Genomic DNA, 18356 nt, shown 5'->3' on the forward strand with positions numbered 1-18356 from the left:
ATGAAACTAATCAGAAATGAAGAAGGCCGCAGATGAGCGGCCTTGCTGGGCACGCCAAGCGCCTGTGCACACGCACACTGTCATTCGATCGCGAATCCCGCAACACGTCCTTTCTCGTCCAGCCGTACCGTGTAACCGATGAACGCCCCCGGGCCGAACTCGGCCACATAGCTGTACATCGTTCCTTTTTCGCCCTGGCGTGTTCCCTTGAACACCATGGCGGTCGGTGCGCCGTAGGGGCCCAGGGAACGCATCATGCCGGCACCGATGCCGGCCACCAGCTTGCCACGCAGATCGTCGCTGAAGGCGCTGTAGTCGGTGCCGTCCTGCAGCTGGCGGAACGATGCCTTCGCGCTTTCGCCAACCGCGGCAACCTCGCCGGCAACAGGGCGTTCCCAGGCCGCGACGATGTCAGGATGCAGTGCCGCGAACACCAGATTGGTCATGGTGATGCCGGCCTCGGGCTTCTTGTCGCCCAGATTGCTGAAGGCCACGATGCGCAGGCCAAGATCCGGGAAGTACATATCGGCGGTGGTGAAGCCCTGCGTGCCGCCGGTGTGTCCGACCCGCGCCTGCCCATATACCGAATCCACGAACAGGCCGAGGCCGTAGCCCACGGGCTTGCCATCGGCGGTGGCGAAGGAGGTCTTCATCTGCGCGTAGCCGGCTGCGGGCACCACCTTGCCACTGCCCAGGCCGGCGTCCCAGCGCGCCAGGTCGTCCAGGGTGCTGACCAGGAAGCCGGCCGCGCCGCTCCAGTCCGGGTGGAAGTACGGCGCGCGCTGTAGCGTGCCTTGCTCATGCCGGTAGCCAACGGCCATGCCGGCCAGGCGGTCGGTGTCGGCCAGGGTAAAGGTGTGCGTCATGCCCAGCGGCGCGAGCAGGTGCCGCTCCAGGTAGTCACGGTAGCGCTCGCCCGATACGGTTTCGATCACCTTGCCGAGCAGTGCGTAGCCGGTATTGGAGTACGACCAGCGCGTGCCCGGCGGGAAATCCAGCGGCTGGTCGGCGATGCGCGCGATCAGGTGGTCGAAGTCGATGGATTGGGTCACCAGAGCGTCGACTTCCGCATCCGGCCCGTCGAAGTAGTCGTGCAACCCGCTGGTGTGGGTCAACAACTGGCGCAGGGTCACCTCGCTGGCGTGCGGCGCATGCGGCAGATAGCGCGCCAGCGGGTCGTCCAGCTGCAGCTTGCCCGCTTCCTGCAGCTGCACGATGGCTGCGGCGGTGAACTGCTTGGTGATCGAGCCGATCTCGAATGGTGTATCGGTACGCGCCGGCAGCGCGCGCTCGCGATCGCGCAGGCCGTAGGCGTTGGAATAGACAGGCTTGCCGTCAACGGTCACCGCGATGGCCGCGCCAGGCACCTGGAAGCGCTGCATGACCTGCTGCATGTCGGCATCGATGCGCCGTGCCATGGCGGGGTCGATGGCGGTGGCATGAATGCCACTGCCGCCGGCAGGTCTGGACGCCATCGGGGGCGAGGCCGAGGCGCCACCGGAAGTGACGATAGCGGCAGCAAGGCCGCTGACGAGGATCCACAGGTATCCAGTACGCATGTCCAGGCCGCCATTTATTCAATTTTGATCTATAGTTTGAATTATGAGCAGATCCCCAGCAAGCCCCCCTGCCCCGCGCGGACTGAAGCTGACCCCGGACCAGCTGGGCGCCATGGCGTCTTCGCCGCGGTTGGCGATCCTGCAGCGCCTGGATGTCGACGGCCAGGCCACCGCGCGGGAGCTGAGCGAGCGCCTCGGGCGCCCGATCACCGCGCTCTATCACCACCTGGAGCGGCTGGAAGCGGCGGGCCTGGTGCAGGTGGTTGAACGGCGCAGCACCGGCCGCCGGCCCGAAGCGGTCTATGCCGTGGTATCGCGGCAGCTGTCTTCGGCCGACGCACTGCGCACGCCGGGTGGGCGCAGGAACCTGATCAAGGTGGCCAGCAGCGTGGTGGGCGCCAGCCTGCGCGCGTTCGCGGCGGCCGCCACGCAGGCGGCGGCGTGCTTCGAGGGAAGCCAGCGCAACTGCACCGTGCGCCATCTCGCTTTCCGTGCCGACGTTGCCCAGTTGGCGCGCATCAACGCGCTGATAGGCGAACTCGAACAGGCCAGCCTGGAAGGCAGTGAAGCGGCCGGGGATGGCCAACCCCTGCTGCTGACGGTGGTGCTGGCCTCGGTGCCGGATAAGCGCAAGAGCTGAGTCATGTTCGGCGGGGGCCCGCCGGATGAGCGCGAATCCATCAATCGGCCTGAATCTTCAATCCGGTCAATTCGTTGCGAACGGGGAGATTGAAGTGGAGCGGGCGATGGGAATCGAACCCACGTCAAACGCCTCGCGCGCGATCGACACAACGCAGCAGCAGGCGTTGGCGGAATTGTTTACCGAGGGCTATGCGCAGCGACTGGCGCAGAAGATGCCGTGATGCGTTTCATTCCGGCACTGGCAGACGTGATGTCAGCCGAATCGATTCTCTTCTTCGCTGCCCGGAAGCAGCATGACGGGGAACAGAACGAACACACCCAATGGAATGAAGGCAATGACGACGTACCAGCCGGACTCGTCGATGTCGTGCAGTCTACGCACGGCCAATGCCAGCATCGGGGGAAGGAAGACGAGGACCGCGATGATCGCCAACACCTGTCCCAGTATCCCAAGTTGCCGGGACAGCTCCCAATCGAACAGATCAGTGCCGATCAGCCAGTAGCCGATGTTCATCAGGCTGTAGCTGAGCCCTGCCACCAGAAGGCCCAGCAGGGAAAACGACCAGAATTCGATGCGGTCGGAGCGCCCTGAAAAATCAAGGCACCGCCTGAGTGGCGCAAGTGCAGCGATCATTGACGCTCCAGTCAACGTGGTGATGGAAACCAGCAGCTAACGATCTTTTAGCACTTTCAAACCCAGCCACGACTGAACCTGACGGCGGGGTAGAACGGCGAATACGGCAAGCCATCCATCAGCCACTACAACCGGGATGCATGTATGAAAGAAGAGCGCTTGCAACGCCACTGCCATGCGATGGACTGTGAAGCGGCGCAGAGGGAACGGAGCGCCTGAGACGGCGCAAACCGTTGGGAGACATGGAGCGGGCGATGGGAATCGAACCCACGTCAGTAGCTTGGGAAGCTACAGCTCTACCATTGAGCTACGCCCGCAGCGCGGGTGAAAGTCTATGCGGAGCGGCCGGTACAGCGCAATGGTGGCCACCGTATCCGCGAGGGGTCAGAGCCCTTTCCTTGCGGAAAGGGATCCGACCCCGGCGGGCATTGCTTAGAACGTGCCGCTGAAGTTGGCGAACAGGGTAGCGTCCTGCGCACGCTTCTGGCCGGTCGAAGCACTCAGGCCGAAGTTGCTCTGCAGGCCGAACAGTTCGGTACGGGCACCCAGCACGACGGTGGCGTAGTTCTTGTCGAAGTTCAGGCCCGGCACGCGGTAGTTGCCCAGTTCCGGCAGGGTCTGCAGCCAGGCGCTGGCCTGCTTGGTGTCCTCGAACTCATGATCGTAGGTCACCTGCGCGTACGGCTTGACGGCGCCGCCATCGAAGCGGGCCTGCCAGCCGAGGCGGCCGACGGTCGAATCGACGTTCTGGCGGTCGTAGCCCAGTGCGGTGGCCAGGGTGCCAGCCGCGGCGCTTTCGGTGTAGCCGTCGATCTTCACCTTCTGCCAGATCACCGAGGCGATCGGGCCGTGGCGGAAGCCGCCTTCAGTGCCGAACTCGTAACCGGCGTTCAGGGCCGCGGTCAGGTTGCTGCCGTCCGGCGAACCACCGTGCTCGCGGGTGGCCGGGCCCAGCTGGACCTTGCGATTCACGTCATAGGACAGCCAGGTGTAGCTGACCTGGCCGTTCACCCAGATGCGATCGCCATACCAGCCGGCGAACAGACCGGCGGTGGTGTCCTTCTGGGTGAAGTCGCCACGGCTGTTGCCGAAGTCGGCGTTGAGGCGACCGAAGCCGGCGAAGCCGCCGAACACCATACCGTCGCGTGCCCAGTCGATACCGAACAGGCCAGCCGGGGCCAGGCCGTCGTACAGGTCGGCGTGATCGTAGCGCTGCAGGTCACCACGCACGCCACCCCACCAGGACAGCCCGTCAGCCGGACGACCACCCAGGTGCATGCTGACCTGGTCGGCGCGCGAGCGGCCGATGGTCTGTGCCGAGTGGCTCAGCACCTGCTGCAGGCGCGGTGCTTCCAGCACCGAGACCGCGTACTGGCCCAGCAGCTGATGGCCGGCGGTGGTCGGGTGCACGCCATCGGCGAACAGGTAGGTATTGGCCGCATCCGGGCTGACGTAGCTGGTCGGGTTGCAGGTCAGGATGCTCTGCGTCGAGTTGGCCGGGTCGATCTTGCAGCCGGTGCTGGTGACGTTGGTGAAGCCGTACATGCCCGGGTTGGCTGCGACTTCGCCCAGCACGGTGAAGGTATCGAGCGGGATGAACTCGATGCCGGCCTGCTTCAGGCCGCCGTACAGCGCCTTGTTGTAACCGGCCGACAGTGCGGTGGCGGTGGCGGCATTCGGGCCGCGGAAGGCCGGGGTCAGGCCGACGTTGGGCAGGTTCGGCACCAGCACGTACTCGGCACCGGCCTGCTTCAGCGCGCCCACCAGGGTGATCTGGTCGGTGACGGCCGCGCCGATGATGGCCTGTGCCTGCGCCGGCGCAGCAGCGGCTGCAAACAGGTCGTTGGCACCGCCCCACACCGTGTACAGGACGTTGGCGTCAGCCTTGCCGCCATTCGCGGCCAGGTAACGGGCCGCCTGCGACTTCAGCGACGGGATGGTGCCCATCGCGCTCGGCACGTCCACGCCGACGCGTGCGCCGCCGACCGCATAGTTGTCACCGCTCTGGCCGTTGCCGTTTGCGGCGCCGTTGACGCCGTAGTAATTGGCGACCTGCTGCGACCACACCCAGCCCGGGTTGGTGGTGAACTGGCCGGTGACCGGCTGCACGCCGGCCGGCAGCAGCGGGCGGAAATAGCCGGCATCGGTGAGGCTGTCACCGAAGAACACGGCCTTGGAATACGGGGATTCGCCTGCCATGGCCGGAAGCGCGGCCAGCGCGATCGCGGCCGCCATCAGGGAGCGGATCGGGCGTTTGCTGAGCAGCATGTAAAAAACTCCTGTGGGGATATCGTTGAGGACCCGGCGGACGTACGCCGGCGCACGGTGAATGGTTTCACTGCGCCGCGTTTTGCTCACGCTGCGCCGCCGCATGGATTGTCGCCCGGCCCACGGCTGCGGAGTGTGCCGACAGTCGCGTCCTGGACGGATTGCAGCGGTTCTGACGGCAATTGCGACGATCGGCGACAATACCGGCATGAACATCCAGCTCAACGGCGAACCCCGTACCCTGCCCGCTTCGGCGACCCTCCACGACCTGCTGCTGGCCGAGCAGCTGTTGCAGCGCCGGGTGGCGGTCGAGGTCAACGGCGAGATCGTCAGCCGCAGCCGCCATGGCGAGCACGTGCTGGCCGAAGGTGACGTGGTGGAGATCGTGCACGCGCTGGGTGGGGGCTGAGGCCTGCCTTGGTAGTGCCGGCCGCTGGCCGGCAATCCGACGCTGTGAGGCACCCTGCATCTGCCGGCCAGCGGCCGGCACTACCCTCACCCTCCCGCGGACAGCAGCACCTCTGCGTGACCCCATCTTCAGGCGGATAAGCGATAATCGCGCCATGAACGTTCATGTCTCCCCCGATTCGCTGGTGATCGCCGGCAAGACCTATGGCTCGCGGCTGCTGACCGGCACCGGCAAGTTCAAGGACCTGGAAGAAACCCGCCTGGCCACCGAGGCCGCTGGCGCCCAGATCGTCACCGTGGCCATCCGCCGCACCAACATCGGGCAGAACCCGGGCGAGCCGAACCTGCTGGACGTGCTGCCGCCGGAGCGCTTCACCATCCTGCCCAACACCGCCGGCTGCTACACCGCCGAGGACGCCGTGCGTACCTGCCGCCTGGCCCGTGAGCTGCTGGACGGCCACAACCTGACCAAGCTGGAAGTACTGGGCGACCAGAAGACCCTGTACCCGGACGTGATGCAGACCCTCAAGGCCGCCGAACAGCTGGTCAAGGACGGCTTCGAGGTGATGGTCTACACCTCCGACGACCCGATCCTGGCCAAGCGCCTGGAAGAGATCGGCTGCGCTGCGGTGATGCCGCTGGCCGCGCCGATCGGCTCGGGCCTGGGCATCCAGAACAAGTACAACCTGCTGCAGATCATCGAAGACGCCAAGGTGCCGATCATCGTTGATGCCGGCGTGGGCACCGCGTCGGACGCGGCGATTGCGATGGAGCTGGGCTGCGACGGCGTGCTGATGAATACCGCCATCGCCGGTGCACGCAGCCCGGTGCTGATGGCCAGTGCGATGCGCAAGGCGGTCGAGGCCGGCCGCGAGGCCTTCCTGGCCGGGCGCATTCCGCGCAAGCGCTACGCCAGCGCCTCCTCCCCGGTGGATGGGCTGATCGGCTGATGACCAATCCTTTCGACAGCGCCGGTTCCAAGGCCCCGCCCAAGCCCTTCACCGTAAGCGAGGGCCGCCGCGAGGTGCGCAGCTTCGTGTTGCGCCAGGGTCGCTTCACCCCTGCCCAGCAGCGCGCGTTCGACGAACGCTGGCCGCGCTTCGGCATCGATTACAACGGCCAGCCGCGTGACCTGGACGCCACCTTCGGCCGCCCGGCACACAAGGTGCTGGAAATCGGCTTCGGCAATGGTGCCGCGCTGCGCTTCGCCGCCCAGCACGACCCGTCGCGGGACTACATCGGCATCGAGGTGCACGCCCCGGGCGTGGGCCGGCTGCTGAACGCGCTGGCCGACGACAACGCCGACCATGTGCGCCTGTACCACCACGATGCGGTGGAAGTGCTGCAGAACGAGATCGCCGACGGCGCGCTCGATGAAGTGCGCATCTACTTCCCGGACCCGTGGCACAAGAAGCGCCACAACAAGCGCCGTCTGCTGCAGCCGGCGTTCGCCGACCTGCTGGTGCGCAAGCTGCGCCCGGGTGGCCGCCTGCACTGCGCGACCGACTGGGAAGACTACGCCGAACAGATGTGGGACGTGCTCGATGCCACCGCCGGCCTGGTCAACCGCGCCGGCCCGCGTGGCAGCGTGCCGCGCCCGGACTGGCGCCCGCAGACCCACTTCGAGACCCGCGGCCAGAAGCTCGGCCACGGCGTCTGGGACCTGCTGTACGACCGCACCTGACGATCGCCTGAGGACACTGCGCCCCACATGGATACCGCGCTGACGCTGACCAACGACATGAAGCTCGTGCTCGGGCTGGTCGGCTTCACGATGGCGATGTTCCTGTTCGAGCGCATCCGCGCCGACGTGGTCGCGCTGGTGGTGCTGGTGGTGCTCGGCGTCACCGGCCTGATCGCGCCGGAGGAGATCTTCGGCGGTTTCTCCGGTAACGCGGTGATGAGCATCATCGCCACCACCATCCTCGGTGCGGGCCTGGACCGCACCGGGGCGCTGAACCGGCTGGCCGCCTGGCTGCTGCGGCGCGGCCACGGTGTCGAGCAGCGGCTGCTGATGATGACCACGGCCATCGCTGGCCTGAACTCGTCCTTCATGCAGAACCCGTCGGTGATGGCGTTGTACCTGCCGGTCGCCTCGCGACTGGCGGCGCGCACCGGGCTGACGATGCAGCGCCTGCTGCTGCCGATCTCGGCGGCCATCGTAATGGGCGGCGCGCTGACCATGGTCGGCAACTCGCCGCTGATCCTGCTGAACGATCTGCTGGCCTCGGCCAACAACAACCTGCCCTCCGGCCTGGCCACCATCGAGCCGCTGCGCATGTTCGCGCCGTTGCCGATCGGCGTGGCGCTGCTGATCGCCTCGCTGCTGTACTTCCGCTACTACGGCGACCGCAAGCTGATCGAAGAGGAAAGCCTGGTCAACGACGGGGTCACCCCGGCGCGCACCGAGAGCTACTTCGCCAAGACCTATGGCATCGAAGGCGATGTATTCGAGCTGGTGGTGACCGCCGAAAGCCCGCTGGTGGGCATGACCCTGGGCGAGGCCGAGACCCTGCACGACGCGCCGCTGCTGCTGGCGTTGAAGACCGGCAACGACACCCGCTTGGCGCCGCCGGCGGAGATGCGCATCTGGGTCGGCAGCGTGCTGGGCGCGATGGGCCCGCGCGAGCAGATCAACGACTTCGCGCAGAACCAGTTCCTGCGCATGTCCTCGCGCCTGAAGCACCTGGGCGATCTGTTCAACCCCAGCCGCGCCGGCATTTCCGAGGCGGTGGTGCCGCCGACCTCGAACGTGATCGGCAAGAGCGCGGCCGACCTGCGCCTGCGCAAGGAACGCGGCATCAGCCTGCTGGCGATCAACCGCGACAAGCAGGTGATCCGCGAGGATGTGCGCGACGTGCAGCTGCGCGCCGGCGACATGCTGGTGTTCCACAGCATCTGGACCGATCTGGCGCAGGCCGCCCGCAGTCGCGACTTCGTGGTGGTGACCGACTACCCGACCGGCGAGCAGCGCCCGCACAAGTTCAAGATCGCGATGGCGATCTTCGCGCTGACCATCCTGATCGCGCTGACCAGCAAGCTGCCGGTGGCGCTGACGCTGATGACCGGCGTGGCCGGCATGCTGCTGACCGGCGTGCTGCGCATGGACGAGGCCTATGCCTCGATCAACTGGAAGACGGTGTTCATGATGGCCGGGCTGATCCCGCTCGGCTGGGCGATGGACTCCAGCGGCGCGGCCGCGTGGGTGGCCGGCCATACCATCGACAAGCTGCCGACCGGCATTCCGGTGTGGGTGCTGGAGGTGGCCCTTGCGCTGCTGACCACGGCGTTCTCCCTGGTGATCAGCCATGTGGGTGCGACCATCGTGATGGTGCCGATCGCGGTGAACCTGGCGCTGGCGGCGGGCGGCAACCCGACCGCGTTCGCGCTGATCGTGGCGCTGTCGGCCTCCAACAACCTGATGACGGCCTCCAACCCGGTGATCTCGATGATCACCGGCCCGGCCAACTACACTCCGCGCGAGATGTGGCGGGTCGGCGGCCCGCTGTCGCTGATCTACACGCTGGTGGTGGTGTCGATGATCAACCTGATGTTCTGAGGTTGGAGTTTGTTGGCAGGGCTGCGCCCTGCACCCGCAGAGGCCGAAGCAACAGCAACAGCGGGCATTCCGTGGGATGGCGAGGCACTGTGGGTTTGCGGGGACGCCGTAAACCCCCCTCCGGGGTCCGGCCCAGCCGCTGGCGGCTGTGCGTTCGGGCGCTTGCGAAGCGGTGCTTCGCAAGCAAAGCACCCTCACCCATGGGGGCTTGGTCGCGGCATCCATGCCGCTCACACCCCGCAAACCCACAGTGCCCCGCCTTCGACAGTTTCACGCGGCTGGTGGTGGGTGCCGACCGTTGGTCGGCACGGATCTCGCTCTGGTAGCTGTCGACCTTGGTCGACACGGCTTTTGTAGAGTCGAGCCGTGCTCGACTGCTTCTGGCCTCAGGCCAGATAGACCTGCCCATCACGCACGTCCACCGGCACCGCACGCAGGCGGTCGCCCTTGCACGGGCCGGCGATGCAGTCACCACTGTCCAGCGCGAACGAGGCGCCGTGCGCGGCGCACACCAGATGACCCTCGCGGCTCTTCAGGAATTGCCCCGGCGCCCAGTCCAGACGGCGGCCAGCGTGCGGGCAGATGTTCAGGAACGCGCGCACCTGCTCGCCGTCGCGGTACAGCACCAGCGATTCGGCATCGCCATCGACCACCGCTTCGACCTCGGCAAACGTGCCATCGGCAATGGCATCAAGGGCGATCAGGGCAGCAGCGGCAGTCATGGCGAAGGCTCGGACAGTAAACCGGCATTGTCGCACGCCCACTCAGGTGACTGGCTGCGACATGAACACAAGTCATTGATCCGTAATAAGCACAGGCTATATTTAACGAGTTTTTCACTCAATGACAGTGGCGCGTCCCGATACTCTGGTTTCGCTGATCCCAGCCTATCGAGCCGCCATGTTCAATCGCGCATCCGCCTTCAACCAGTTCCGCACCCTGTTCGCGCCGCGCAAGCCGCGTCACCCGCTGGTGCGCGTTGCCGTGGGCCTGCTTGGCCTGGCGATCCTGGCGGCGATGGTGTTCATCGGTGTGTTCGTCGGTGCGGCGATGATCCTGGTCGGCCTGGCGTGGAAGCTGCTGGCCTCGCGCAAGCCGGGCGTTGCCCGTCCGGTCGACCCGACCGTGGTCGAAGGCGAGTACCGCGTGGTGCGCAAGCCGGTGTTGCCGGCCTCGCGTTGATCCAGGCCTTCCGCGCCCGCTGACGGCGGGCGCCATGCGTTCTAGACTGCCGGCATGCCCTTCCTGGATGCCCGCATGTCCGATGTCTCCGATGTGATTCCTGCCGTAGCCCTGCCGCGTGTGCCGGTAGCCGGCGGCGGCAGTTTCCCCGTACACCGCATCTACTGTGTCGGCCGCAACTTTGCCGACCACGCCCGCGAAATGGGCGCGGCGGTGCCGGCAGCCGATGACCGCGGCCGCCCGATGTTCTTCAGCAAGCCGGCCGACGCCATCGTGGTCGGCCACGACGATGCCATCCCTTACCCGCCGGCGACTGCCAACCTGCACCACGAAGTGGAGCTGGTGGTGGCGATCGGCCGCGATGCGCCCGCGGGCGAGCTGGCCGTGGCCGACGCCGATGCGCTGGTCTACGGCTACGCCGTCGGCCTGGACCTGACCCGCCGCGACCTGCAGGCAGCGGCCAAGGACAAGGGCCACCCGTGGGACGCGGCCAAGGGCTTCGATGCCTCCGCGCCGATCAGCGAAATCGTCCACGCCGAGGAAGTCGGCGACCTGGCCGCGCTGAACCTGTCGCTGGAGGTCAACGGCGAGGTGCGCCAGCAGGCACTGCTCGACCAGATGATCTGGAACGTACCGGAGATCCTGCATGAGCTGTCCAAACTGTGGCAGCTGCGTGCCGGCGACCTGGTGTTCATGGGCACCCCGTCCGGGGTGGCTGCACTGAAGCCCGGCGACCGCTTCAGTGCCCGCCTGGAAAACGTGGCCGAGCGCCACGGCGTGATCGCCGGCTGACATCACCTGCGCTACCCTGCGCGCTGTCCACTTCCCCACCGGAGAAAAACAACAATGGGAATGCTCACCGAGTTCAAGGAATTCGCGATGCGCGGCAACGTCATCGACCTCGCCGTCGGCGTGGTGATCGGCGCGGCCTTCGGCAAGATCGTGACGGCGCTGGTCGAGAAGATCATCATGCCGCCGCTGGGCTACCTGATCGGCCGCGTGGACTTCTCCAGCCTGGCCTGGACCCTGTCGCCGGCCCACCTGGGTCCGGATGGCAAGGAGATTCCAGCCGTGGTGGTTGGCTACGGCGACTTCATCAATACCATCATCCAGTTCGTGATCGTGGCCTTCGCCATCTTCATCGTGGTCAAGGCGATCAACCGCCTGTCGCGCAAGCAGGAAGCCGCCCCGGCCGCCCCCGCCGAGGAAGTGGTGCTGCTGCGCGAGATCCGCGACAGCCTGAAGAAATAAGGCCGCAGAACGGTAGTGCCGGCCGCTGGCCGGCAACATCGGGACATGCGGGAGCCGGCCAGCGGCCGGCACTACCGCGACTGCACGAAAGCCCCGCCCCGGCGGGGCTTTCGCTTTGCCGGACATGGCGGAAAACAGCGTTCGCGCCAGCCATGACCTCCCGCCCATGCGCCGGGCTGAACGACTGTTAAGCTCCAAGGCTTAGGTCCCTTCCCGGAGTTGTCCATGCGTCGCCGCATCCTTGCCATCGCATCCTCCCTCGCCCTGCTGGCCGCCCCGGCCTTCGCGGCGCCGCACACCACCACCCTGCCCCCGGCATCGCTGGCCACCGCCGCACAGCTGCGCGACCAGGCGCTGGCCGATTACACCGGCTGGAAGGTGGTCGAATCGCTCACCACCGAGATCGGCCCGCGCATCGCCGGCGGCGAAGCCGACGCCCGCGCCGTGGCCTGGGCCGAAGCCAAGTTCAAGGCCCTGGGCTTCGACAAGGTGTGGAAGGAGCCGGTGACGTTCCCGAAGTGGGAGCGCCGCAGTGAACACGCTGCCGTGACCGGCAAGAATCCGCAGCCGCTGCAGATCACTGCACTGGGTGGCAGCCCCGGCGGCACCGTGGAGGCCGAAGTGGTTCGCTTCGCCGACCTGGCCGCGCTGCAGGCCGCACCGGCGGGTTCGCTGAAGGGCAAGATCGCCTTCGTCGATTACCAGATGCTGCCCTTCCGCGATGGCCGCGATTATGGCCGCGGCGGTGCGATCCGCAGCAAGGGCCCGTCCGAAGCGATCCGCAAGGGCGCGGTCGGTTTCCTGATGCGCTCGGCCGGTACCGACTCGCACCGCGTGCCGCACACCGGCATCACCCGCTTCGATGACGGCCTGACCCCGGTGCCATCGGCCGCGCTGTCGGTGCCCGATGCCGACCAGCTGGCGCGCCTGCTGGCGCGTGGCAGCACCACGGTGAAGGTGGCGCTGGATTGCGGCTGGGATGGCACCGCCACCTCGTACAACGTGATCGGCGAGATCACCGGCCGCAGCCTGCCGAAGGAAGTGGTGGTGATCGGTGGTCACCTGGATTCGTGGGACCTGGGCACTGGCGCGGTGGATGACGGCGCGGGCGTGGGCATCACCATGGCCGCAGGCCACCTGATCGGCCAGCTCAAGCAGGCACCGAAGCGCACCATCCGCGTGATCGCCTTCGCCAACGAGGAACAGGGCCTGTATGGCGGCAAGGCCTATGCCGAAGCGCACGCAAAGGACGTGGCCCTGCACCAGCTGGCCGCCGAGAGCGACTTCGGCGCAGGCCGCATCTACGCCTTCAATACCGGTTCGCCGAACCCGGAAGGCTCGCGCGAAGCGACGAAGCAGATTGCCGAAGTGATGAAGCCGCTGGGCATCGAGTACCAGGCCGACAAGGGTGGCCCGGGCCCGGACGTCGGCCCGCTGGCCGCCAAGGGCGGTGCGTGGGCGTGGCTGGCGCAGGATGGCTCGGACTACTTCCACCTGCACCACACCGCCGACGACACGCTGGACAAGATCGACCCGAAGGCACTGGCACAGAACGTGGCCGCATACACCGTGTTCGCGTATCTGGCCGCGGAGGCTGATGGCAACTTCGGCAGCGAAGCCAAGGCGACCACGCCGCCGAACGAGTGATGCGGTGACACAGGGGGTCAGAGCCCTCGCCCTTGGCGAGGGGTCTGACCCCTGATCGTATTAGCTCTCCCAGACCCGGGTGTTGCTTACCCCGATCGTCTGCGGCTTGAACAGCGGATCACGCTGCTTGCGCTTCTGCGCCTCGTAGTCGCGCAGTGCGGCCAGGGCAGGCCTTTGCAACAGCAGGATGGCGATGATGTTCAACCAGCTCATCAGGCCGACGCCGATATCGCCCAACGACCACGCGATCGTTGCACTGTTCACCGCCGAGTAGCCGGTCGCTGCCAGGAACAGCAGCTGGAATCCGCCCATCACCCACGGCGTCGGCCGATCGCGGCACAGGTAGCTGATGTTGGTCTCCGCCATGTAGTACAGCGCCAGGATGGTGGTGAACGCGAACGGCAGGATCGCCAGCGCCACGAACGAACGGCCGAAGCCCGGCAGCGCGGATTCCACCGCATGCTGCACGAAGCGTGGCCCTGCTTCGACGCCCGGCAGGTTGCCCAGCAGCAGGCGCGCCTCATCCGGAATGCCATTCACTACCGGGTCGTAGACGTTGTACAGGCCCGTGGACAGGATCAGGAACGCGGTCGCGCTGCACACCACCATCGTGTCGATGTAAACCGAGAATGACTGCACCAGGCCCTGCTTGACCGGATGCGAAACTTCGGCGGCTGCGGCCGGATGCGCACCGCTGCCCATGCCGGCCTCGTTGGACAGCACGCCACGGCGCACGCCCCACTGGATGGCGGTGCCGATCATTGCACCGAACGCTGCATCCACACCGAAGGCACTACGCAGCACCAGCATGATCACCTCCGGCACTTTCTCTGCATTGAGCACCATCACCAGCGCCGCCACCAGCAGATACGCCACCGCCATCAGCGGCACCACCCATTCGGCAACCCGCGCAATGCGCCGCACACCGCCGATCAGGATCGCGCCCAGCACCACCAGCAATACCGCAGTAGTGGTCATCACCGGCACGTTCCAGGCTTCGTTCACCGCACTGGTGATGGCGTTGGACTGCGTGCCGGCCAGCATCGCGCCGGCCAGCACGGTCACCAGTGCGAACAGCACCGCGTACCAGCGCTGGCCGAGGCCTTTTTCGATGTAGTAGGCCGGGCCGCCGCGGTACTGGCCCTTGGCATCGCGATCCTTGTAGATCTGCGCCAGCGTGGATTCGATGAAGGCACTGGACGCACCGAGGAAGGCAACGATCCACATCCAGAAGATCGCGCCGGGGCCGCCGAAGGCGATGGCCATGGCGACGCCGGCGATGTTGCCGACGCCCACGCGGCTGGACAGCGAAAGCGACAACGCCTGGAACGGCGAGACGCCGGCATCGGAGCGCTCATGTCGGAACATCAGGCGCAGCATGTCGGGCAACGCACGCAACTGGATGAAGCGCGTGCGCACGCTGAAGTACAGCCCGGTGAGCAGGCACAGCACCACCAGGTAGGGGCTCCAGACGACGCCGAGAATCGTGTTGACGATGGATTCGATGTTCATCGGCGGCCCCTCAGAAGAACATGCCCAGGGCGACCTGGGGGCTGATGATGCGGCCGGTGTTGCGACCGGCCACGCTGAACTCCACGCCCGCGATCAGGCCCAGTGACGGGCTGAAGTGGTACTCCACGGCCGGCGCCAGGGTGACGCTGCGGCTGGCCGGGCGATGCTCCTCGATCCGTTCGATCGCACCGCTGCCGTTGCGTGCAAAGCCACTCAGGCGCTGGCCGGTTTCGCGGCTGGCGGCCACCTCCATCACGCCCACCCAGCGCGAATTGAAGCTGTACTCGGCGCCGACCGACAGGCCCAACACCGACCCACGGGAGATATGTCCCTGGAAGCTGTCATCGGTGCCGTAGACGCTGCTGCCGGAAATGGCGGTGCGCGACGGCGCCGGCCCGGCACTGAGCTGAGCACGCCAGCGCACGGGGCGGTCATTGCCCAGCCACACGACCTGCTGCACGCCCAGCGCTGCGGTGGTGCGCTGCGCACCGTCGCCCTGCGCATCGAGCGGATTGCCGGTGATGCGATCGTGGCTGCCGGTGCTGAAACGCTGCACCAGCGCGACCGAGATGACCGGACGGGTGCCATCGGCATTCGGCGCCTGCAGCAGGTACTGCAGCCGCGCGGTGGTGTCACCGGCACGGAAGCCGCTGCTGCGCGCACTACCGGACTCCGAGCGCGAGGCGCTGAGATTGACCTGCCCCATCACGCGGTCGCTGAAGCCATAGATGATCGGCACCACCGTGGCCCATGCGCCGCTGTGCTCGGCACTGCGGCGGCGATCACCGTTGTTGTCGTAGTGGTCGCGACTGTCGACCCGCACCAGATAGGGTTCGATGTACCAGTTGCCCTGCGGCAGTCCGGCCGGGTTGGGGGTGATCAACGGCCCGGTGAAGTTGACGCCGTCCAGGCTGCGCTCTTCGGCCTGCACCGCGGGGGCCGCAAGCGCGCACAGCACCAGCAGCAGGGATGCGCGCATCGCGTTGGGTTGGATTCGATGCATGGGAACCACTCCTGTTCGACGTTGGATGGACGTCCACCGTGCGATGCAGGATGCGGCTCAACAATGAGACAAATTCTAAAAGCGCGTACTCATGCATCAAGCATGCTTGATGCATCGTGATCGGTCGCAATCAGCACGCTTTGCAGGCGGCATCCCGCGTGCGATCCGCACGGTCACGCTGACGTCTCGCAGGATCCGCGCAAAAAACCCGGCCACGAGGGCCGGGTTCCAGGTCGCAACGCGATGAAACAGCTGCGTCAATCGTCGCGGCGACTGGCCCACTGCGCCAGCAGCACCGCCGTAGCCGAGGCCACGTTCAGGCTCTCCACCGCGCCGCTGCCGGGAATCGAGACCTGCAGGTCGCACTGTCCCGCCAGATTGCGGTCCATGCCCTCGCCTTCAGCGCCCATCACGTACACAAGACGCGACGGCAACGACGCACGGAACACGTCGTCGCCCCCCTCAACGAGGGTCGCCGCCAGCCCGAAGCCGGCTGCACGCAGCTGCGCCATCGCCTGGGCAGGCTCCGGCAACTGCACCAGCGGCACCGATTCCGCACCGCCTTCTGCCACGCGTGCGGCGGCGCCGGACAGCGCCAGTGTGCTGCCAGCCGGCAGCAGCAACGCCTTGACGCCGAAATGCGCGGCCGAGCGCAGGATCGCACCGAAGTTGTGCGGATTGCCGACACCGTCCAGCCACAGCGCCAACGCCGGGCCTTCGTCCAGTTCCTCCAGCCACTGCGCCAGCGGCACGACCGGCGCGCGCAGCACGTCGGCCACCAGGCCTTCGTGATGGGTGGTAGCGGCCAGCTTGTTGAGGTCGCCCTCCTCCACCACGCGATAGCCCACGCGGTTGGCCACGCACCACTTCAACACCGGCTGCATACGCGGAATCAGCGCGTCCACCAGGTACAGCTTGCGCAACGCCTGCGGGCGCTTGGCGAACAGGGCCTGCACGGCGTTCCAGCCATACAGGCGCAGTTCGTCGTTGCCGCGCCCCGGTGGCGGCGGGGTGCCGCCCTCACGCGGAGGCAGCGGGGTGGCCCGCGGCGGACGCGATGAAGGGCGGCGGGCGTTCTTCCAGGGATCATTCACTACGGGACAACTCCAGCTTGCGTTGACGCCAGAAATCGGCGTTCTTGATGCCCAGGGCATCGGGGTCGAAGGTCGGATCGAGGCCGAGCTTCTTCTGTCGTTCGTAATCACGCAGGGCCAGCATCGCCGGCTTCTGGATGATGAGGATGGCAATGATGTTCAGCCAGGCCATCAGGCCGACGCCGATGTCACCCAGCGCCCAGGCCAGGGTCGCATTATGGAACGCGCCGAACACCACCATGCCGATGATGCCCAGGCGCAGCACCAGCACGGTCAACGGGCGCTTCTTGTTGTGGTTCACATAGCTGAGGTTGGTCTCGGCCATGTAGTAGTACGCCATGATGGTGGTGAAGGCGAAGAAGAAGATGGCGATGGACACGAACGCCGAGCCCCAGCCCGGCAGCACGGCTTCCACACCGGCCTGGGCGTAGCCCGCACCTTCCGGAATACCGGCCAGGCCCTGGAAGATCGGCGGGGCACTGGCGCCTGCCGCCGAATACACGTTGTAGGTACCGCTGGCCAGGATCAGGAACGCGGTGGCGGTGCACACCATCATGGTGTCGAAGTAGATCGCGAAGGCCTGCACGTAACCCTGCTTGGCCGGGTGCGAGACTTCCGAGGCGGCCGCTGCATGCGGGCCCGAGCCCTGGCCGGCTTCGTTGGCATAGATGCCGCGCTTGATGCCCCACTCCACCGCCAGGCCCATCATCGCGCCGAACGCGGCGTGGGTGCCGAACGCGCTGCTGAAGATGATGTTGAACATCTCCGGCACGCGGTCGTAATTGATGATCATGATGACGATGGCCATCAGGATGAAACCGGCGGCCATGAACGGCACCACCACTTCGGCGAAATTGGCGATGCGCTTGACGCCGCCGAAGATCACCACGCCCAGCAGCAGCGCGACCACGATGCCGATGCCCAGCTTCAGCGCCTGCACCGACTCCATGCCGAAGGCCTGGCCATCAAGCGGGCCGCACAGCGCGGTGCCGCGGCAGGCGTTGATGATGCTGTCGGCGATGGCGTTGGCCTGCACGCCCGGCATCAGGAAGCCGGCGGCGATGATCGTGGCGAAGGCGAAGGCCAGCGCGTACCACTTCAGGCCCATGGCCTTTTCGATGTAGTACGCCGGGCCACCGCGATAGCGGCCTTCGGCGTCCTTGGTCTTGTAGATCTGCGCCAGGGTGCATTCCACGTACGAGGTGGACGCGCCGAGGAAGCCCATCACCCACATCCAGAAGATCGCACCCGGGCCGCCGAAGGCGATGGCGGTGGCCACACCGGCGATGTTGCCGATACCCATGCGGCCGGCCATCGACATGGCCAGCGCCTGGAACGAGGACACGCCAGCGTCGGATTTCTCACCCTTGACGGTGAGGCGGCACATCTCGAAGAAGCCGCGGATCTGCATGAAGCGCGTGCGCAGGCTGAAGAACAGGCCGGCGCCCAGGCACACGAAGATCAGTGCCTTGCTCCAGATGATGCTGTTGATGAAGTGTACGGTTGCTTCCACGCGCGCTCTCTCCAGTCGGCGGGTTGTAAGGACGTCCCGTCGGCTGGAGGGGACTGGTCGATTCTCCCTGATCGAAGGCCGCTG

The 18356-nt window shown here is 66.6% G+C and carries 18 protein-coding genes and 1 tRNA gene; 10 read left to right on the forward strand and 9 right to left on the reverse strand.

The genetic code is table 11. The annotated features are described in order from the left end of the window. Positions 1-80: 80 nt before the first annotated feature. Positions 81-1559: a serine hydrolase domain-containing protein gene (locus EGM71_RS16315; RefSeq protein WP_188485700.1), complete on the reverse strand. Its 1479-nt coding sequence runs from the start codon at positions 1557-1559 to the stop codon at positions 81-83. A 43-nt stretch (positions 1560-1602) separates the two neighbouring features. Here EGM71_RS16315 and EGM71_RS16320 point away from each other — a divergent pair, with 43 nt between their 5' ends. Both EGM71_RS16320 and EGM71_RS16325 read left to right on the forward strand, forming a co-directional pair. Further along, entirely contained in the window at positions 1603-2199 is a 597-nt protein-coding gene (locus EGM71_RS16320; RefSeq protein WP_188485701.1) for an ArsR/SmtB family transcription factor, read from the forward strand. 25 nt (positions 2200-2224) lie between these two features. Continuing rightward, positions 2225-2422 carry a hypothetical protein gene (locus tag EGM71_RS16325; RefSeq protein WP_188485702.1) on the forward strand — a complete coding sequence of 66 codons (198 nt, stop codon included), beginning with the start codon at positions 2225-2227 and terminating at the stop codon, positions 2420-2422. A 32-nt stretch (positions 2423-2454) separates the two neighbouring features. Here the strand turns inward: EGM71_RS16325 and EGM71_RS16330 are convergent, their stop codons facing one another. From EGM71_RS16330 to EGM71_RS16340, 3 genes are all read right to left on the reverse strand, one after another. Continuing rightward, positions 2455-2835, reverse strand: a complete 381-nt coding sequence (locus EGM71_RS16330; RefSeq protein ID WP_188485703.1) for a DUF805 domain-containing protein — start codon at positions 2833-2835, stop codon at positions 2455-2457. A gap of 243 nt (positions 2836-3078) precedes the next feature. Beyond that, positions 3079-3152: transfer RNA gene (locus tag EGM71_RS16335), tRNA-Gly, on the reverse strand. Between the two features lie 115 nt (positions 3153-3267). After that, positions 3268-5103, reverse strand: a complete 1836-nt coding sequence (locus EGM71_RS16340) for an autotransporter outer membrane beta-barrel domain-containing protein (protein WP_188485704.1) — start codon at positions 5101-5103, stop codon at positions 3268-3270. A gap of 208 nt (positions 5104-5311) precedes the next feature. Between EGM71_RS16340 and thiS the strand changes: the two genes are divergently transcribed. The 4 genes from thiS (at position 5312) to EGM71_RS16360 (ending at position 9070) form a co-directional block, all read left to right on the forward strand. Next, the gene (thiS, locus tag EGM71_RS16345) at positions 5312-5512 is read left to right on the forward strand and encodes a sulfur carrier protein ThiS (RefSeq protein ID WP_014038278.1); all 201 of its coding nucleotides are present in this window, start codon (positions 5312-5314) and stop codon (positions 5510-5512) included. A gap of 154 nt (positions 5513-5666) precedes the next feature. Beyond that, a complete protein-coding gene (locus EGM71_RS16350; protein ID WP_005418798.1) occupies positions 5667-6461 on the forward strand; it encodes a thiazole synthase in 795 nt (264 codons plus the stop codon). After that, the gene (gene trmB, locus EGM71_RS16355) at positions 6461-7195 is read left to right on the forward strand and encodes a tRNA (guanosine(46)-N7)-methyltransferase TrmB (protein ID WP_008268324.1); all 735 of its coding nucleotides are present in this window, start codon (positions 6461-6463) and stop codon (positions 7193-7195) included. The genes EGM71_RS16350 and trmB overlap by 1 nt, the downstream gene beginning before the upstream one ends. A 27-nt stretch (positions 7196-7222) precedes the next feature. Further along, positions 7223-9070, forward strand: a complete 1848-nt coding sequence (locus tag EGM71_RS16360; protein WP_188485705.1) for an SLC13 family permease — start codon at positions 7223-7225, stop codon at positions 9068-9070. A 386-nt stretch (positions 9071-9456) separates the two neighbouring features. Here the strand turns inward: EGM71_RS16360 and EGM71_RS16365 are convergent, their stop codons facing one another. Continuing rightward, positions 9457-9792, reverse strand: coding sequence for a Rieske (2Fe-2S) protein (locus EGM71_RS16365; protein WP_188485706.1), 336 nt, complete (start codon positions 9790-9792; stop codon positions 9457-9459). A gap of 178 nt (positions 9793-9970) precedes the next feature. Between EGM71_RS16365 and EGM71_RS16370 the strand changes: the two genes are divergently transcribed. The 4 genes from EGM71_RS16370 to EGM71_RS16385 all read left to right on the forward strand — a co-directional run bounded on the left by EGM71_RS16370 (position 9971) and on the right by EGM71_RS16385 (position 13150). Continuing rightward, positions 9971-10252, forward strand: coding sequence for a hypothetical protein (locus EGM71_RS16370; RefSeq protein ID WP_005410817.1), 282 nt, complete (start codon positions 9971-9973; stop codon positions 10250-10252). A 75-nt stretch (positions 10253-10327) separates the two neighbouring features. Next, a complete protein-coding gene (locus EGM71_RS16375) occupies positions 10328-11044 on the forward strand; it encodes a fumarylacetoacetate hydrolase family protein (protein ID WP_019660190.1) in 717 nt (238 codons plus the stop codon). Between the two features lie 54 nt (positions 11045-11098). Next, positions 11099-11503, forward strand: coding sequence for a large-conductance mechanosensitive channel protein MscL (mscL, locus tag EGM71_RS16380; protein WP_014038282.1), 405 nt, complete (start codon positions 11099-11101; stop codon positions 11501-11503). Between the two features lie 225 nt (positions 11504-11728). Continuing rightward, entirely contained in the window at positions 11729-13150 is a 1422-nt protein-coding gene (locus tag EGM71_RS16385; protein WP_188485707.1) for a M28 family peptidase, read from the forward strand. Between the two features lie 60 nt (positions 13151-13210). Here the strand turns inward: EGM71_RS16385 and EGM71_RS16390 are convergent, their stop codons facing one another. The 4 genes from EGM71_RS16390 to EGM71_RS16405 all read right to left on the reverse strand — a co-directional run bounded on the left by EGM71_RS16390 (position 13211) and on the right by EGM71_RS16405 (position 18272). Next, positions 13211-14662: an alanine/glycine:cation symporter family protein gene (locus tag EGM71_RS16390; protein WP_188485708.1), complete on the reverse strand. Its 1452-nt coding sequence runs from the start codon at positions 14660-14662 to the stop codon at positions 13211-13213. 10 nt (positions 14663-14672) lie between these two features. Further along, complete coding sequence (locus tag EGM71_RS16395; RefSeq protein ID WP_188485709.1) at positions 14673-15665, reverse strand: hypothetical protein; 993 nt, start codon at positions 15663-15665, stop codon at positions 14673-14675. Positions 15666-15922: 257 nt separating this feature from the next. Continuing rightward, the gene (locus EGM71_RS16400; protein WP_188485710.1) at positions 15923-16759 is read right to left on the reverse strand and encodes a TrmH family RNA methyltransferase; all 837 of its coding nucleotides are present in this window, start codon (positions 16757-16759) and stop codon (positions 15923-15925) included. After that, positions 16752-18272 (reverse strand): alanine/glycine:cation symporter family protein, encoded by a 1521-nt coding sequence (locus EGM71_RS16405; protein WP_188485711.1) that lies wholly within the window; start codon positions 18270-18272, stop codon positions 16752-16754. Before EGM71_RS16405 ends, EGM71_RS16400 begins: the two co-directional genes overlap by 8 nt. Positions 18273-18356: the final 84 nt, after the last annotated feature.

This window comes from Stenotrophomonas maltophilia, from assembly GCF_006970445.1.
In the GTDB taxonomy this organism is placed as follows: domain Bacteria; phylum Pseudomonadota; class Gammaproteobacteria; order Xanthomonadales; family Xanthomonadaceae; genus Stenotrophomonas; species Stenotrophomonas maltophilia_AU.

Excerpts from the sequence above, each read along its gene's own strand:
- EGM71_RS16315 (WP_188485700.1), bottom strand. The coding sequence starts at position 1,559 with ATGCGTACTGGATACCTGTGGATCCTCGTCAGCGGCCTTGCTGCCGCT.
- EGM71_RS16320 (WP_188485701.1), top strand. The coding sequence starts at position 1,603 with ATGAGCAGATCCCCAGCAAGCCCCCCTGCCCCGCGCGGACTGAAGCTG.
- EGM71_RS16325 (WP_188485702.1), top strand. The coding sequence starts at position 2,225 with ATGAGCGCGAATCCATCAATCGGCCTGAATCTTCAATCCGGTCAATTC.
- EGM71_RS16330 (WP_188485703.1), bottom strand. The coding sequence starts at position 2,835 with ATGATCGCTGCACTTGCGCCACTCAGGCGGTGCCTTGATTTTTCAGGG.
- EGM71_RS16340 (WP_188485704.1), bottom strand. The coding sequence starts at position 5,103 with ATGCTGCTCAGCAAACGCCCGATCCGCTCCCTGATGGCGGCCGCGATC.
- thiS (WP_014038278.1), top strand. The coding sequence starts at position 5,312 with ATGAACATCCAGCTCAACGGCGAACCCCGTACCCTGCCCGCTTCGGCG.
- EGM71_RS16350 (WP_005418798.1), top strand. The coding sequence starts at position 5,667 with ATGAACGTTCATGTCTCCCCCGATTCGCTGGTGATCGCCGGCAAGACC.
- trmB (WP_008268324.1), top strand. The coding sequence starts at position 6,461 with ATGACCAATCCTTTCGACAGCGCCGGTTCCAAGGCCCCGCCCAAGCCC.
- EGM71_RS16360 (WP_188485705.1), top strand. The coding sequence starts at position 7,223 with ATGGATACCGCGCTGACGCTGACCAACGACATGAAGCTCGTGCTCGGG.
- EGM71_RS16365 (WP_188485706.1), bottom strand. The coding sequence starts at position 9,792 with ATGACTGCCGCTGCTGCCCTGATCGCCCTTGATGCCATTGCCGATGGC.
- EGM71_RS16370 (WP_005410817.1), top strand. The coding sequence starts at position 9,971 with ATGTTCAATCGCGCATCCGCCTTCAACCAGTTCCGCACCCTGTTCGCG.
- EGM71_RS16375 (WP_019660190.1), top strand. The coding sequence starts at position 10,328 with ATGTCCGATGTCTCCGATGTGATTCCTGCCGTAGCCCTGCCGCGTGTG.
- mscL (WP_014038282.1), top strand. The coding sequence starts at position 11,099 with ATGGGAATGCTCACCGAGTTCAAGGAATTCGCGATGCGCGGCAACGTC.
- EGM71_RS16385 (WP_188485707.1), top strand. The coding sequence starts at position 11,729 with ATGCGTCGCCGCATCCTTGCCATCGCATCCTCCCTCGCCCTGCTGGCC.
- EGM71_RS16390 (WP_188485708.1), bottom strand. The coding sequence starts at position 14,662 with ATGAACATCGAATCCATCGTCAACACGATTCTCGGCGTCGTCTGGAGC.
- EGM71_RS16395 (WP_188485709.1), bottom strand. The coding sequence starts at position 15,665 with ATGCATCGAATCCAACCCAACGCGATGCGCGCATCCCTGCTGCTGGTG.